Genomic DNA, 15367 nt, shown 5'->3' with positions numbered 1-15367 from the left:
GGCCGCGGGACGAGTCACGGCCTTGTCCCGGTCGGCGTCTTCGCCCCCGGCAGGGCGCCCGCCCCGGTCGGCGGACCCGGCACGAGCGGCAGGTCCGGCAGGGTGACGGGGCTCGGCGGGGTTCCCGGGTTCCTCGGGCTCGGCGACCGGCCCGGTTCGGATCGGCCGCGGTATGTCCGGCGTGCGGCTCGATTCCTCTCCCCTGAGGCCGTCGAGGTACGAAATGATCCGTGCGCCGGTGTTGTGCTCGAAGAAGAAGAGTGGTTCGAGCTGAACGCCGAACCGGGTCTCTATCCTGTCCTGGAGATCAAGCAGACCTGCGGAATCGAGTCCCAGCTCGAAAAGCGGGCTCTCCAGCGGGTTCGCGATTCCCTCGTACCCGTCGGAGCCACCGAGTATTTCGTCGATGAAATCCAGCATCTCGCGGTGCAGTTGACCGGTTTCGGGGATATCGACGGACAGTGCCGAGGCATCCGGTGAAAGCTGCCGAACTCGCTCCCGACGGCGAGGGAGATCGTAGGCCACGAGGACGCCGTTTCCTCCATTGACGAGATCACCGGGGCGATACCCTGGAATGAGGCAGCGAATCTCTGCCCCGTGCAGCTGATGCATACGCAATACGGTGTCGAGACAACGTCCTTGCTCGTTCGTCGTCCGAATGTACTCATGCAATTCGAACTCCGGATACCGCTTGAAGTCGCGGCACCGTGTCACTCCCACCGCCACCTCGGTGCCCCCGGCCTCATGACACCACGTCAGCAGGTGTTCCAGCAGCATGTCGCCGAATCCCGAGCCCTGCTCGCGGGGATCGATGTTCAGCGAGAGCACATGCGCGACCGCGCCGTCGGGGCGGTGAAGCCGGTCCGCCGTATCGAATCGAACGGAGAGCAAGTCGTCCGCATTGCCGATGCGCTGGGAGTAGACGACCCCCCGGACGACACCTTCGGACTCGACGACGAACTGCCCCACGGGGTGAGCGAAAAGGCGCTGCCTGATGACCTGTTCGGATATGCGAAGGTCCTCGGACCAGCAAAGGCTTTCCAGCTCCATGAGCCGAGGCATATCGGAGAGGCGAGCGCTACGGACGGCGCCATTGCGTTTCTTGAGCATGAATGAGTCCGACCCGCCCCCCACGCCCGGCACTTCACAGTGGCCGAACGACCGTCTTTCTCGCCCCTGAAGGCTGTACCGATTGATCCGCGCGAGCGGGCCCGAGGCCAAGTGCCGGGCGGCTCACCTTTCCCGCCCCACGCCCTCTGTCACCGATGTGACGAGCCGGAACTCCGACGGAACCCGGCCATGAACTGAGGGGAGGTTTGCAGGAACAAGCGAACAAAGCAAGCATAACCGGTAGTTGGGATTGATCTTGAAATTTCCCCGTGATCTTGGACACGTTTCCGCCACGCACCGAGGGCCTGGCCTGATTTCGCCCCTCGGTGGCACCGGCGGTCTCGCGAGGGGCGGGACAGACCCGCTCGGGGCCTTGACCAGGCCAAGGCCCATCCTCACGGCCTTCGTGCCGGACGCGCGTACCCCTGGGCGGAGCGCGCGCTCGGACGAAGACCACCTCGGCGCCCGCCGGATACCGAACCGTGCGGCCGAGTTCGACACATCGCCCGATATCGGATGTCAGAGCTCAAGTCGGCCGGCGCAGCTCGCAGGAGGCGGCGGCCCCGGCCCAGGCGTGATGCCGCGAAGGAGGGGTGGCGGGAGTGGCGAGTAGCTCAGTGGCGCCCGGTGGCAGACGACGCTGAGCAGTTGCGGGAAACGAGGCCGTTGCGGTGGTCGGCGGGTCAGGGGGCCGGGGAGTTCGCCGGGTGCCTGTCCCCGCCAGTCCGAGGAGCCCCTGTACCGTGATCGGCCGGTCCGGCGGCACCCCTCCGTGTTGTCGGAGCCATGAACATGGCTGCCGCCTCGGACTCGGTGTTGCGGAAAGCTCCGGTCAGCCGGGGGATCGACCATGGCAGGCTCTGCCCTTCCCAGCGGAAAAGGGGAGTACCGCGATGAGCGAGACACCGAAGGCCGAGCGGAACGTGTACCCCGGCCCGGGTCGACCCGGTCAACATCTGCGTCAGCGTCGGACTGCCCAGGGAGGTCTGGCACATGCCCTGCTGCCCGCAGTGGATCACCCAGCAGGTCGCCTTGGAGGCGGGCTCCCGGCGCACCGCGCGTGATGAGGAACCGGAGGTCAGTCCTGCGGCTGTGATGTCTTGGTGAGGCGGGTCCAGCCCGCCGGCGGTGCCAGGAGTGTGCGGACGTGGGGCTTTCGTCTCCGGAGCCGTACGTCTCCCCGGTAGTTGCGAAGGGCGAGGCAGCCGAGGTGTTCCAGAGCTTTGACCGCGAATCCGTTCGCCGGGCACATCCCCTCCCCCTTCCCGAAGGGAAGGTAGGACCGTCTCTGGTCGTCGGTCGGTTTCTCCCAGCGCGTGGGACGGAAGCCGAGCGGGTCTTCCCACACGGCCGCAGACCGGTGGAGCGCGTGCGTGCCGATCAGGACGTGTTCGCCCTCGTGCACCGGAACGCCGGCTATCTCGTGATCAGTGGCGGCCACCCTGGCCAGACGCCACGCCGTCGGATAGAGACGTAAAGCCTCCTTGACCAGGGAGCGGACGTGTTCCGGTCGTACCGCTGGGCCGTTGTACCCGTGCTGAACGCCGAGCAGCACCACCCATTCCAGGGTTACTCCGGTGAAGCCGACGGTGGAGAGGACGAGTCGCTGCAGCAGCTGCGCGCGATCCGCCGGGGACAGTTCCCCGTGGAGGCGCAGCACCACGTCGACGAGGTCTTGTGCGTCGGTGTCCTGTGCCGGCAGCCGTCCCAGCTGTTCGGCGAGCCCGGCCCGGATGCGGGGTACCGAGCGGTGGGAGCGTCTCACCGTGTGACCGACGATGTCGTCGGCGATGATGCTCGACGTCACGTAGGCATCGACGAGTGAGTTGATCTCACTGTGGCGTCGGTGTGCTATCACCGGCGCGAAGTACCGCCGGACCACTTGGACTCCCCAGCCCTGGTGCCGCAGGCGGCCGCGGTTGTCACCCGCCTCGCGGAGGGCGGAGTCGATGTCGAACGACGTGCGGAGATCGTGACGGGCCAGGACCTTGGTGAGCTCGCGTGACGCCTCGGCTCGGAGCGTCTGGGAAAGAGGCTCAGGTCCGAGGCGGAAGAACCCGGACTGCGACAGGTATTTGTCAGCCGAATCGACCAGCACGTCCCGGGCTGCGTGCGCATCGGCGACGAAGAGGGTCCCGAAGCGGAGCCTGAACGGGCCGTCGGCCTCCGCCGCCAGGCTCTCCCAGCGCCGAAGGTGGTGCCATAGGCTCTGCCTGTCCAAGAACACGAGGTCCTCCGCCTATCTGACAGGGGAAGGGATGCGCGGAACCGGCTGCGCACCCCCTTCCGCACGGAGAGCCTGCTCAGGCTTTGCGTCCGCACCTGTCGCCCTACCCTCTGATGCGAGCGCGCATTTCACCGCTGAGCACCTGAATGCCCCTGAATGCCCCTCGGTATGTTGTCCTCCTGTTGCGCAGTGCTCTGCGCTATCCGGCCCGGCCCGGCGTCAGTCCTGCTGCCCGTAGCCGACGAAGTATCCGTGCCGGCGTGCGCGCATCTCGCCGCTGAGCGCCCGAAAGCCGCTGGTGATCCAGGTCATGGTGGTCCTCCTCCTGGTCGGTGATCTTCGCTGTCCGGCCTGGCTCGGGCTTCTTGGCCCGCCAGCGCACGTCCCAGCGTGTGATCAGCCCACTGACATGAATTCGGTCGGCCATGAGCCCACCTTTTGCTCCATGACGCTACACACACGGCGGAACCGGGTGAACCGGTGGAACCGGCCAAAGGCAGCGACGCCACCGGCTGTCCCTGAGGTTCAGCGTCCAGTGGGACTGCTCATGTCGAGTGCCCGGAGGCCAGGGAGCGATACGGACCGGCCCGAGACTTCGGTTCGGCTCCCCACCGGACACCGGCACGGCGTCCGATGCCCTGCGTGATGCCGCTGGACGGCCCGGGCCGTCCGGACGTGCCCGCACACCGCGCACCACCACCGACCGTGACGCAGCCGGCGGGCATCTGCGCAGCCGACACTCGCGCGCTGCCGGAGTCACAGCCCGACAGCGAGATCATCACAGCAGACCTTCTGGACACCACCTGCGCTTGGCACGCCGTTGCTCAGGCATGAGCCTCAGGGACGCCGATGAAAGCGACGTGGTCCATGCCCGGCTGCCGGAGGCGTACGGGCCGGAGGACGCGGGGCTGTTGTGCCCGTGGTGCGTGGCTCTGCACAGGTCGCACAGCACGTGGCCGGAGACGTCCGCCGGCATGAACCGGGGCGGCGAGGAGGGACTGTCCGGGCTTCGAGAGGCGGTGCTGCTGTCGCAGTGATCACTGTTGCGGTCGCGCTGGTGCTGGGGCCGATCGCCTGAGCCCATTCGTGGCCGGCCGTTTTCGATGTGGCCGCAGCACGGGTCGCGCCGATGCTTCGGATCGCCTGCGGGGCCGGGGGCGTACTCGTCCCTGCCCGGATCCTCCAACGGGCGACCAGGGGTTCTTGGGCTGGGCTGGTCGCTCGTCAGTGCTCGTGTGTTTCTTCTGCCCGGAGCGTTCGCGATGCCGGCGTCGGGCCGCGAAGGTTCAGGGCTGGGTGGCGGCGTGGCTGTCGGGGTGGAGGCGGAAGACCTGGTCGAGGCCGACGATACGCAGGACGCGCAGCGTATGTGCGGGTACGGCGGCGAGCGCGATGTCCGCGTGGGCTGCATGGGCGTGGTTGCGGGCGACGATCAGGGCGGTGATGCCGCTGGAGTCGCAGAACTCCATGCCGGACAGGTCCAGGATGAGGCGCTGGCCCGGCTGGAGGGTGAGCGTGGTGAGCAGGTCGCGCAACTGGGTGGCGGTGGTGTGGTCGAGTTCGCCGATGATCTCCAGTACGGGACCCGTCGCGGCGTTACGGGCGGTGATCTTCAGCTGGCTCATTCGGTGGTTTTCGTCGTGGGGTCGCCGGCGGGGACGCCGAGGGCGAGCAGGGCGGTGTCGTCGTCGAGGCCGTCGCCGAAGCTGTCCAGCAGGCCGGTCAGCGCCTGGATGACAGCGTGCGGGGGCCGGCCGGCGTGGTCGGCGCTGAAGGCGCGCAGCGCCTTGTCCCCGTACAGGGTGGTGCGGTCCCGGCCGGTGCGGGCTTCGGTGAGGCCGTCGGTGTAGAGCAGGAGGGTGTCGCCGGGTGCGAGGGTGGCGGTGGCGGTGGTGAAGGGCGCGGTGGGCAGAATGCCGACGAGGAGACCGCCGGGGGTGGGCAGGAAGTCGGCTGTGCCGTTGGCGCGCAGGATCAGTGCCGGGGGGTGGCCGCCCGAGGCGAGGCGGACGGTGGTCCGTCCGGTCGCGGGGTCGGGCTCGAGGATGCCGAAGACGGCGGTGCAGTAGCGCGGATCGCCGCCGGTGTAGCGCTCGTGGAGCACGGTGTTGAGGGTGGACAGGGCGGATACGGGGTCCGGGTCGTGCAGCGCGGCGGCGTGCAGGGTGTAGCGGGTCAGCGAGGTGACCGCGGCTGCCTGGGGCCCCTTGCCGCACACGTCGCCGAGGAAGAAGGCGAAGCGTTGGCCGTCGACGGGGAAGAGGTCGTAGAAGTCGCCGCCGAGCTGGTCGGGCGAGGCGGTGCGGTAGTGAGCGGCCGTTTCCACTCCGGGTACCCGGGGCAGGGTGGCGGGCAGCAGCGACTGCTGAAGCACGGCCAGGGCGTCCTGCAGCCGGGCGCGGTCCGCCTCTGCCTGTTCACGTGCTTCCTCGGCGGCTTTCCGTGCCCGCAGGAGTTCCTTCTCGTAGGCGCGCCGGTCCCTGGCGTCGAAGACCGTCGCCCGGATCAGCAGCGGCTCACCGGTACTGCTCTGCTTGACGACGGAGGAGACCAGCACGGGTATCCGGTCTCCGTCGGCCTGTTTGATCTCCAGGGCAATGCCGCCGATCTCGCCCCGCATCCGCAGCAGAGGTGCGAAGTGCGTCTCGTGGTACAGCTTGCCGCCCACGGTGAGCAGGTCGGTGAACCGCATCCGGCCCACCACCGTCTCCCGGTCCAGGCCGAGCCAGTTCAGCAGGGTGGTGTTGATCTTCGCGATGGTGCCGTCCATCAACGTGGACAGATATCCGCAGGGTGCGCTCTCGTAGAGTTCCTCGACGCTGTCCTCCAACAGCGAGGCGAACATCGCATTCGATGTCGTCTCGTCATCCGGTTCCTGCTCGGTGCGGCACATCACCGCAGGCCGGCCAGGAAGTCGGTGATCGCCTGGTTGGTGGCTTCGGGCGCGGACAGATGCGGACAGTGCCCGGTGGCATCGAGAGTGACCAGCGTGGAGCCGGGGATCGCCCGGTTGACGAACGCGCCGACCTCGCGCGGCGCGATGACGTCCTGGGTGCATTCCAGCACCAGCGTCGGCACTGTCACGCCCTTCAGGTCGTCCCGCGAATCCGACAGGAACGTGGTTCGGGCGAAGACACGTGCCATGTCCGGGTCGGTGGCGCAGAAACTGTTCGTCAGCTCGTCACCGAGCTCGGGCCGGTCCGCGTTCCCCATGATCACGGGGGCCATCGCCGCCGACCAGCCCAGGTAGTTCGACTCCAGGGACTCCAGCAGTTCGTCGATGTCCTGTGCGCTGAACCCGCCCCGGTAACCCTCGTCGTCGATGTACCTCGGAGACGGCGCGACCATCACCAGGGCCCCGATGCGCTCCGGAGCCATACCTGCGGCGAGCACTCCGATCATCGCGCTGACCGAGTGCCCCACGAAGACCGCATCGCGCAGGTCGAGCGCTTCGCACACCTCCACCACGTCCCGAGCGTAACCGCCCAGGGAGGAATAGCGCTGCTCCGAGAACGCGGACAGATCCGAACGGCCCGAACCCACGTAGTCGAACAACACCACCCGGTAGTCCTCCAACAGGGCAGGCATCGTCAGCCGCCACATGTTCTGGTCACAGCCGAACCCGTGAGCCAGCACCACGGTGGGCCCCTGCGGGTTACCGGTCACAGTGACGTTGTTCCTACGCTCGATGTCCATGCCCCCTACTCTCTCAGGCCGCGTTCGCTGCTCCGGCACAGCGTCGTATCTCCCCACACCCCACCCGGCGCCTCCATCACCTGCGTGTGCGCGTCCGGGCCGGGAGAGGCCGTCCCGGACGCACACCCGCGCCGGTATTATTTCCGGCCGCAGCCCGCCGGACAGCGTCTCGCCGGTGTTGGCGAGGAGGCACAGCAGCGGGTGACCCCGGATCCGCCCTGCAGGTGGGGGCGGCCTGCGCTTTCTCGGAGCGGCATGCGATCAGCGTGGCATCGAGGTCCAGGAACGGACCGGGCAGCAAGCGCCCCGCGGTGCGGACTGCGGATGTGCCCTCACCGTGTTCGGCGGCCTGCAGCCAGGCGATTTCCCGGGCCTGTGCGCGAGCAGAAGCCGGCGAGGCAAGGGCGGTCTCGTGGAAAGTGCCCTCCGCCTGGACCGACAGAACCCCTCAGCGAGGTTCATCGTCCCAGGTCAGGAAGGCACTTTCGCGTTTCCGCCGCGACAGCCGCCGTACCCGGGCGAAACGGCGAGGTTAGGGTAGCCATTGCTCCAGTAAGGGCTTGTACGACGAAGGGTAAGAACTGTGGCTCTACCGCCCATGAGCAGCGGCTGGATCCGCCGGTTCCACCCGGCGCCGGAGGCAGACACCCGCCTGGTCTGCTTCCCGCACGCCGGTGGGTCGGCCACGTTCTACTTCCCCGTCTCCCGGGCGGTGTCCCCCGGCGTCGACGTTCTGGCGGTGCAGTACCCGGGCCGGCAGGACCGCATGTACGAGCCGCACGTAGACGACATTCCGACCCTGGCTGACCGGATCACCGAGGAGCTCGTGCACTGGGCGGACCGGCCGCTGACCCTGTTCGGCCACAGCATGGGAGCGACGATAGCCTTCGAGGTCGCGCGGCGGCTCGAAGCCCGGGGGACCGTGCCGCTGGGGCTGTTCGCGTCCGGGCGCAGGGCGCCCTCGCGCCATCGCGGCGAGCAGGTCCATCTGCTCGACGACGACGGGCTCATCAGGGAATTGCGGCGGCTGAGCGGCACCGACGCGGAGGTGCTCGACGACGAGGCGATCCTGCGCATGGTCCTGCCGGCCATGCGCAGCGACTACCGTGCCGTCGAAACGTACCGCTACGAACCGGGGCCTCCGCTGAACTGCCCGGTCATCGCCTTGACGGCCGACGACGACCCCTTGGTGGACGTGGCTGAGGCCAGGGCGTGGGCGCAGCACACGGTCGCCCCGTTCCGCATCCGGGTCTTCACCGGCGGGCACTTCTTCGTCAGTGCCCATGCGGAGAGCGTCGTGGGGGAGATCACCAGGCACATAGAGGCCGCGACGACGCGGCGCTGACCACGCGTCGGCAACGAGGGCAAGGAGCTGGGACAACTGGAACTCCACGAGTACGCGTCCTTCGACGCGGTCGGCCTGCGGGAGCTGATCCGGGACGGGGAGGTGAGCGCGGCCGAGGTGGAGCAGGCGGCACGGCTTGCGCTGGAACGGGCCGGCGCCGATCTCAACGCGCTGACCCGGCCGTTGTTCGTCCCGTCCCTGGCCCATGAGCCCGGCGGGCCGCTGGGCGGGGTCCCCTTCGTCATCAAGGACAGCGGCCCCTTCGCCCAGGGGGTGCCGTTCACACTCGGCAGCCGCAGCATCGACGGCGCCTACGCGGTGGTCGACCACGACCTGATGGCCCGGTTCCGTACCGCGGGTCTGGCGGCACTCGGGCAGAGCACCGCACCGGAGTTCGGGCTGAGCTTCGCGACCGAGTCGGTGCGCTACGGCCCCACCCGCAATCCCTGGGACCTCGAGCGCGGCGTGGGTGGGTCGAGCGGTGGCGCGGCCGCGCTCGTCGCCGCGGGCGCGGTACCGCTGGCGCACGCCAACGACGCGGGCGGCTCCATTCGTGTCCCGGCGTCCTCCTGCGGTCTCGTCGGCCTCAAGCCGGGTCTCGGGCGCACCCCCTGCGGGCCGCTGAACGGTGAGGTCGCCTTCGGGCAACTTGTGGAGTTCGCGGTGACCCGTACCGTGCGGGACACGGCGCAACTGCTGGACGCGGTCTGCGCGCCCGCGATCGGCGACAAGTACCAGGCGCCGCCGCCGGTGCGCCCGTACGCCGAGGCCATCCGTACCGATCCGGGGCGGCTGCGGGTGGCACTCACCACCTCGGCGTGGACGGGCGGGTCGGTGGACGCGCAGGTGGCGGAGACCACGGTGACCGTCGGCAAGGTGCTGGAGTGGATCGGCCACACGGTGACCGAGACAGGGTTGGACGTCGATGGCGAAGCGGTCGTCGAGGCCGCCATGCTCACCGCCGTCACCACAGGCGGCGCGGTACTGAGGGGCGCGCCCCGCCGGCCCGACGCCTCGTCACTGGAAGCAGTGTCGCGTCGTGTGCTCGCCGAGACCGAAGCGTTCACTGTGCTGGACGTCATGAAGGCGATGGAGGCCCAGCACCGGGTGACCCGGTCCGTGGGCCGGTTCTTCCAGGAGTACGACCTGCTGGTCACGCCGACGCTGGCCCGGCTGCCCGCTCCGCACGGCACCCTGAACTACGACGATCCACACCATTCGGTGCGCTCCTGGCTGAGCCGCATCTTCACGCACGGGCCGTTCACCGCCACGTTCAACGTGTCGGGGAATCCGGCCGTCAGTCTGCCTCTCGGCCAGAGCGTGGAGGGTCTGCCCATCGGGGTGCAGCTCGTCGCGGCGCATGGCCGGGAGGACCTTCTGCTCCAGGTGGCCGCGCAGTTGGAGCAGGCCGTGCCGTGGAAGGACCGCCAGCCGCCGGCATACGTCGGCTGACACCCGGCACCGCCCCGTCAGGGGTCGGAGCCGGAGCGCAGCGTCAGGAGAGCGGACCTCGCCCGCGGACGACGACCGCGGTGGCCAGGTGGCCGGGGCCCTCACCGGCCAAGCTGTGCCACCGTCCCTCGAAGCGGTCGATCCGCTCCCCGGAGACGACCGGGCCGGGGACCTTGAGGGTTCCTGTGAAGGTTCCCCGGTCCGGGTCGGGCTCGATCACGCACTCGCTGAAGTCCAGCCAGCGGCCGGTCAGCGGGTACCAAGCCTTGTAGACGCTCTCCTTGGCGCTGAACAGCAGCCTGTCCCAGGCGATCCCGGGTTCGGCCGCGGCGAGCCGTTCGAGGATGCCGCGTTCCTCGGGCAGCACCACCAGTTCCGCCACGCCGTCGGGCACGGGGGCGTTCGGTTCGGCGTCCACGCCCACCGAGGCGACCGCCGAACGCCGGGCCACCGCCGCGGCGCGGTATCCGTCGCAGTGCGTCATGCTTCCGACCACGCCGTCGGGCCACTTCGGCGCGCGGTGCGCCCACGGCGGACCTTCCCGGGCGGGCAGGATCGGCCCGGGTGCCACGCCGAGCCGGGCCAGCGCGATGCGCGCGCACCGCCGTACGGTCGCGAACTCCCGCCGTCGTGCCTCGACGGCGCCGGCCACAACCTCGGCCTCCTGCGGGAACAGTGCGACGTCCGGTGGGTCGGTGAACAGCTCACTGACCATCACGTCGTCGGGGAGCAACCGGGTGAGCAGCCCGCGCCGGCCCATGGCGGCGGTCACTGCTGCCTCCCCGGTCCGGGGAATGTGCGGCAGAGCCCGGCGGGCGCGACCGGCCGCCTGCGCCACTCCCGCGGGTAACCGAGCGACACCTCGCGGTGAGGCACCCCGTCGCACCCGATCGTGCACGGAACGCGCGGATGCCCGCAGACGCCGGTGGTCGCGCGGTACCGCACGCGCCAGTCGGCCGTGACCTCGGCGCCGCACCACGGTTCGTGGTTGCCGGGGGTCCGGACGACCTTGGCGAAGCGATCGCTCGGTGTCCCGCGCGCCCGCACGATGTCGTCGAAGATCTCCGCGACGTCTCCGGCGACCACCAGCCAGTCACCGTCCGACTCCGGTCGCAGACCTTCGACGATGTCGCGGTTCCCGGCTTGGCGGACACGAAGGTCGCTGATGGCGAACAGACTCATCTCAGCGCTCCCGCCGCACCGTGATGGCCGCGCTGCCCGTCCTCACACACACCGCTTCCCCGCCCATGTCCCCTGCGCACGCTGCCTCTGCGCATGCCCTGTCCCTGCGCGCCGCCCCGCCCCGCGATGCGGGACGGGGCACGATCGCACCACTCTACGTGCCCCGGTCCCAGAGGCCCGGGGCGCGTGGCCCGGCCCGGCCCTGCCCTCACTCCGCCACCGCTACACCGATGAACCGCTCCGGGTTTGATCGAGACTCCGGAGTGCCCTGAGTTCGGTTCGTCGATCGGCTTGACGGCGTCATCGTCTGCGCCGGCCGAGGAGAGGTCCAGAAGATGGCCGTCCAGGTCGGGCGTCGACGGGTGGCGGTAGAGGGTCCGTGCGGCTGTCCACGCAGGACGACAGCGCGAGCGTCGCGGCACACACGCCGCGCCGGCGCGGTGGACGGTCGTCCCGTCGGCCTTCCGCTACCGGACTACATCGGCGACAGCGTCTTGGCCAGATGCAGGGCCGCGTGCAGGCGCAGTCGGTCCTCGCTGAGCGGCCGCCCCCGCAGCTTTTCGGCCTTGCGTACCCGGTGGAGCACGGTGTTCTTGGCGATGTGCATCGTCCTGGCCACCATGGACACGCTGCGCTCCGAGTCCAGGTAACAACGGACGGTGTCGCGTAGGACGGCGGCGGAGTCGCTGTCGGCCCCCAGGTCTCCCAGGGCATCGCATCCGGTCCGTACCGGACGGTGCCGGGAGCTACGGCGACTGAAGGACCCGTCCGGATGTTCCGGACGGGTCCTTCAGCTCGGTGGGGCCGGGTCAGAGCACGACCGATACCGGGCCCTCGGCGAACAGCGCCCGGCTGTAGTCCTCATAGGCGACCAGCGGGTTCATCATCGCGTGCCGACTGCCGATCTCCAGGTCACGCCAGTACCGCTGCAGCGGATTCGCTTCGGCGAAGCCGCCCGCACCGCCGAGGTCGAGCAGCTTGTGCACGCCGGTGCGGGCCTGCTCCAGTGCGGAGACCATGTGCCGGCGGATGCGGGCACACTCCTCATAGCCGAGCCGCACGCCGTCCGGTACGGCGTCGAGCCGGTCGGCAGCGAGGTACATGTGCTGGTAAGCGGAGTCGATTTCCACGGATCGGCTCCTGGTTGAACGGCGGAGTTGTCAGGTCAGGGACACCAATGAACCGGATGACCGGCAGCCGACGCTTGCGCTGCGGTACCAAAGGTGGGTCGCAGTTACAGGAAGAGGAACCAAACAGCACGGAGCCCCGGTCGGGGTCAATGGGAGGCACCCGAGCCTTGACTGGGAGCCTTGTGAACAGCTCGTTCGATTCCGCGACGTTCCGCCGAGTGGTGAGTCACCTCCCCACTGGCATCACGGTGATCACCGCGGTCGGACAGGACGGCAAGCCGATCGGCATGACCTGCGACTCCTTCACCTCGGTCTCCCTGGCACCGTCCTTGGTGCTGTTCTGCGTGAACCGTCGTTCCACTGCGTGGCCGCGGTTGCGCGAGGCCGGGGGCTTCTGTGCGAACATCCTCGCGAGTCATCATGGCGAGCTGAGCACTCGCTTCGCGGCGCGACGTGGCGAGGACCGCTTCGCCGGGCTGGAGTGGACGGTCGGTCCGTGCGGACCCGAACTGACGGACGCGGTCGGCTGCACGATCGAGACGCAGTACTCCGCTCGTGTCCGGGCAGTCAGGCGCTGAAGCCGATGCTGTTCCATCTCCTCATGGGAAACGAATCCCACGCGGCCGATTCCAACCCACGGCGCAGATGAGGCGTACGGCATCCCTCGTCTGCGGCGATGACCCTGATGCAAGCGCATCGGGGTCCACATCGCCCGCAGGGGGGCCGAGTCCGGCGAGCGGCTCGGCCTTCGACGACGGGTCGTCGAACGCGCCGTGTCCTCACCGACCGGCTACCGCCGACTCGGCCCCAGCGCTGCTGCAAGGGACTCTTCGAACTCGCGTCGCTCGCCGAAGGCATGCCCATCCCGGGCGTCGTGGACGGCCGGATCATGCATGCCGAAGTGCTCGACAGGAAACCACTTCGAGACAGGCGCCGTCCGCCGGCCCGATGAGCTGGTGCGGCGGGCCCGTGGCGCGCGACGGGCTGCGGAACAACGGCTGAAGCGGGCCGGGATCGAATGACACCGGCTTCCTGCGGTCGAACGGCGCCGGATGGAAAGGGAACTGCACGACGTCAGCGCCCACCATCTGACGGCCGTGGTCGTCACAGCGGGTGCGGCGCTCGGGCTACGCAACCGTCGTCCCGAACTGATCGGCCAAGTGCTTCGGTTCGCTGCCGGGACCGGCCGGGAGGTCACCCGGGCGCTCGGTGCGGTGAGGGCGCCGACGTCGCATACGGCATCGTGCGCGAGGCTCTGACAAATGTGGCGCGGCACGCGCCCGGTGCGGCCACGACCGTGAAGTGCCGGTACGGCGACGCCTGCACGGAGGTCGTGGTCACAAGCGCGGCGCCGCCGGCCGGGTCGGCGGCGCACGGCGCGGACCTCGGCTCGGGACGCGGCCAGGGGACATGGGATGACGGCTCGACACATCCGATTTCACCTGCCCGGTGAACCGGAGACCTTCGCGCGACGTTGAACCGAGCGGACATGTGTGCGTCCGGTCGGCGGGGACAGGCGACGACTCCTTGTCTCGCCGCCTCGGGGCGCAACGGCCGGCCGCAGACCGGTCGATCACCCGTTCACCTCATGAATCACCCGGCTGTCCCCGCGCGAACAGCGAGGGCGGATGTCGGCCATGCACCGTGCTGCTCCGCAGTACCGCACCATCACGGAAGGAAAATTGCACCCATGAAGCGCTTCATTTCGCGCATCGCGCTCACCGCAGTGGCGGCGGGGGTCATGACAGCCCTCGTACCTGTCTCCACGGCTTCCGCGACCAACCAGACCAACTGCGGGGACAGGACCGACTTCGTCAAGGTCTGGTACAACGGCAACCAGACCGCGTGCTTTGCCAACGCGGGTGTCATGGCCCCCCAGCTTCCCAACGTCTCGCGGATCACGTCCGGCAACAACAACATCGAGATGATTCTGGGCGGTGAGGTGAGGACCTTGCCCAAGTGGTCGAGCATCGTCGACGTCGAGGGGCTCAACTCGACGTTGTACATCCTGCAGATCCGCTGACCCACCACGTCGGACAGACGCCGTACACCGGGGCCACGCCGCCCCGGTGTACGGGTGGCTCCCTGCTCCCGCCCGCAGTGCGGATGCCGCGGGCGAGGGCCCGCAACGCCGTCATCGGTGCCCTCGGTGACAGCCGGCCTTGCGAAGTCGCACTTCATCGGCCGTGACGCTCATTCGGCGCTCCGAGGGTCAGGAGGCGACGGCTCCTGGGTCGGAGGCCCCGGCACGCCGACCACGGGTCCGGGGAGGAGCGAGGCAGTCGATTCCCTCTGCCGAAAGCCCGTCGGTAGTCCGCTGCACGAGGCACGAGGCACAAGGTTGCGAGGCGAACCATCGCGTTGTTCCGGACGTCCGCAGGAGAGGGGCGCACATGTGGGGATCACGGCGCGCGGTCCCTACGACGGATCCTCCGCCGAGCCTTCTGAGGAAGCGCTCTTGCACCCACACTGTCCCGGCGTTCCGCCGGTGTCGAATCATGAATCGGTGACGCCCAGGATCACTCTCTTCCCGGTCTGCCATGACAACCTCGGCCAGGCCGGTCACCGCCTGCGAGACGACGGGTGGGGGCATGCCCCGAAGAACGGTGACGACGGCGCGATGCTCGTGAAAATCGTCCGTCGAAACACCAACGACTACTTCTGTGCGGCCGAATCCACAAGCTCAAGCGGCAGCACGAAGCCCGGGCCACCTCCGGTCTGAGCCACTGAGCTGCGGTGGACCTCGCCGAAGCCAAGCTTCAGCTGCCTCGGCACATGGTTGGTCGCAGAGCATCGTCCGGGCAACGCAGGTGAACCGGACCTGTCCTTGGAACGTAGGGCATGAAGAAGACGCCGTCACTCCGACAGCCGGATCGGAGCGATGTTCTGACACCCTGTGCCGGCCTCAACACGTGGACCGGTCTCCCCATCAGGCGACATATCGGTTTGAAATATTTTAATTATATGCGATCAAAATGCCTACTGTTTTTCTCGATGGCACCTCGCCGGCTGTGTCAGTCCAACCCGCTCAGGGCCAACATCCAAGGAAAAGGACGTTCACGATGCACATCACCCGCCCGGCCCGTCCGAGCCGTCGGCCCGCACTGCTCGGTGTCACTACGGCCGTGGACCTGTCCGTCGCGGCCGTCACCCTTCCCGGCGAGGCCGGCGCGGCCCCCGTCACCAGGAGCGGCCGACGATCGTGCCGGAGCACGGGGCGTTCGC

At 68.9% G+C, this 15367-nt stretch carries 14 protein-coding genes and 2 pseudogenes; 7 read left to right on the top strand and 9 right to left on the bottom strand.

Annotated features, from left to right (window positions below; translation table 11 throughout):
- Window positions 1–273: 273 nt before the first annotated feature.
- Both ACFWVE_RS10150 and ACFWVE_RS10145 read right to left on the bottom strand, forming a co-directional pair.
- Window positions 274–1050: pseudogene (locus ACFWVE_RS10150) on the bottom strand (GNAT family N-acetyltransferase); the annotation flags it as partial.
- A 1138-nt stretch (window positions 1051–2188) separates the two neighbouring features.
- Window positions 2189–3337, bottom strand: coding sequence for a cytochrome P450 (locus tag ACFWVE_RS10145; RefSeq protein WP_384010244.1), 1149 nt, complete (start codon window positions 3335–3337; stop codon window positions 2189–2191).
- 830 nt (window positions 3338–4167) lie between these two features.
- On the opposite strand from ACFWVE_RS10145, the gene ACFWVE_RS10140 reads away from it, so the two are divergent.
- On the top strand, window positions 4168–4374 hold the full coding sequence (locus ACFWVE_RS10140) for a hypothetical protein (protein WP_384010241.1): 207 nt from the start codon (window positions 4168–4170) through the stop codon (window positions 4372–4374).
- 249 nt (window positions 4375–4623) lie between these two features.
- Here ACFWVE_RS10140 and ACFWVE_RS10135 read toward each other — a convergent pair whose 3' ends face one another.
- Genes ACFWVE_RS10135 through ACFWVE_RS10125 form a run of 3 tightly spaced genes read right to left on the bottom strand, consistent with a single transcriptional unit; the run spans window position 4624 to window position 7033 of the window.
- Window positions 4624–4962 carry an STAS domain-containing protein gene (locus ACFWVE_RS10135; protein WP_384010238.1) on the bottom strand — a complete coding sequence of 113 codons (339 nt, stop codon included), beginning with the start codon at window positions 4960–4962 and terminating at the stop codon, window positions 4624–4626.
- Entirely contained in the window at window positions 4959–6230 is a 1272-nt protein-coding gene (locus ACFWVE_RS10130; protein ID WP_384010237.1) for a PP2C family protein-serine/threonine phosphatase, read from the bottom strand. The genes ACFWVE_RS10135 and ACFWVE_RS10130 overlap by 4 nt, the downstream gene beginning before the upstream one ends.
- A complete protein-coding gene (locus tag ACFWVE_RS10125; protein WP_384010234.1) occupies window positions 6230–7033 on the bottom strand; it encodes an alpha/beta fold hydrolase in 804 nt (267 codons plus the stop codon). The genes ACFWVE_RS10130 and ACFWVE_RS10125 overlap by 1 nt, the downstream gene beginning before the upstream one ends.
- A 598-nt stretch (window positions 7034–7631) precedes the next feature.
- Between ACFWVE_RS10125 and ACFWVE_RS10120 the strand changes: the two genes are divergently transcribed.
- Complete coding sequence (locus tag ACFWVE_RS10120; RefSeq protein WP_384010232.1) at window positions 7632–8378, top strand: thioesterase II family protein; 747 nt, start codon at window positions 7632–7634, stop codon at window positions 8376–8378.
- Between the two features lie 102 nt (window positions 8379–8480).
- Window positions 8481–9830, top strand: a complete 1350-nt coding sequence (locus tag ACFWVE_RS10115) for an amidase (protein WP_384010229.1) — start codon at window positions 8481–8483, stop codon at window positions 9828–9830.
- Window positions 9831–9873: 43 nt separating this feature from the next.
- On the opposite strand, the gene ACFWVE_RS10110 is transcribed toward ACFWVE_RS10115, so the two are convergent.
- The 4 genes from ACFWVE_RS10110 to ACFWVE_RS10095 form a co-directional block, all read right to left on the bottom strand.
- Entirely contained in the window at window positions 9874–10575 is a 702-nt protein-coding gene (locus ACFWVE_RS10110; RefSeq protein WP_384010281.1) for a 4'-phosphopantetheinyl transferase, read from the bottom strand.
- Between the two features lie 23 nt (window positions 10576–10598).
- Entirely contained in the window at window positions 10599–11012 is a 414-nt protein-coding gene (locus tag ACFWVE_RS10105) for a metallophosphoesterase (RefSeq protein WP_384010227.1), read from the bottom strand.
- Window positions 11013–11487: 475 nt separating this feature from the next.
- Window positions 11488–11712 carry a helix-turn-helix domain-containing protein gene (locus ACFWVE_RS10100; RefSeq protein WP_384010277.1) on the bottom strand — a complete coding sequence of 75 codons (225 nt, stop codon included), beginning with the start codon at window positions 11710–11712 and terminating at the stop codon, window positions 11488–11490.
- A 109-nt stretch (window positions 11713–11821) separates the two neighbouring features.
- The gene (locus ACFWVE_RS10095; RefSeq protein ID WP_384010224.1) at window positions 11822–12142 is read right to left on the bottom strand and encodes a hypothetical protein; all 321 of its coding nucleotides are present in this window, start codon (window positions 12140–12142) and stop codon (window positions 11822–11824) included.
- 218 nt (window positions 12143–12360) lie between these two features.
- Between ACFWVE_RS10095 and ACFWVE_RS10090 the strand changes: the two genes are divergently transcribed.
- From ACFWVE_RS10090 to ACFWVE_RS10075, 4 genes and pseudogenes are all read left to right on the top strand, one after another.
- Window positions 12361–12720 carry a flavin reductase family protein gene (locus ACFWVE_RS10090; protein ID WP_384010222.1) on the top strand — a complete coding sequence of 120 codons (360 nt, stop codon included), beginning with the start codon at window positions 12361–12363 and terminating at the stop codon, window positions 12718–12720.
- Window positions 12721–12831: 111 nt separating this feature from the next.
- Window positions 12832–12951: pseudogene (locus ACFWVE_RS10085) on the top strand (IS5/IS1182 family transposase); the annotation flags it as partial.
- A gap of 243 nt (window positions 12952–13194) precedes the next feature.
- Window positions 13195–13401 carry a histidine kinase gene (locus ACFWVE_RS10080; protein WP_384010219.1) on the top strand — a complete coding sequence of 69 codons (207 nt, stop codon included), beginning with the start codon at window positions 13195–13197 and terminating at the stop codon, window positions 13399–13401.
- Between the two features lie 431 nt (window positions 13402–13832).
- Window positions 13833–14165: a beta/gamma crystallin domain-containing protein gene (locus ACFWVE_RS10075; RefSeq protein ID WP_384010216.1), complete on the top strand. Its 333-nt coding sequence runs from the start codon at window positions 13833–13835 to the stop codon at window positions 14163–14165.
- The last annotated feature ends 1202 nt before the right edge of the window (window positions 14166–15367 follow it).

The organism is Streptomyces sp. NPDC058632 (assembly GCF_042717095.1).
Taxonomy (GTDB): domain Bacteria; phylum Actinomycetota; class Actinomycetes; order Streptomycetales; family Streptomycetaceae; genus Streptomyces.
The sequence above is the reverse complement of the archived record's forward strand: the minus strand, read 5'-3'. Positions and strand labels throughout refer to the sequence as shown.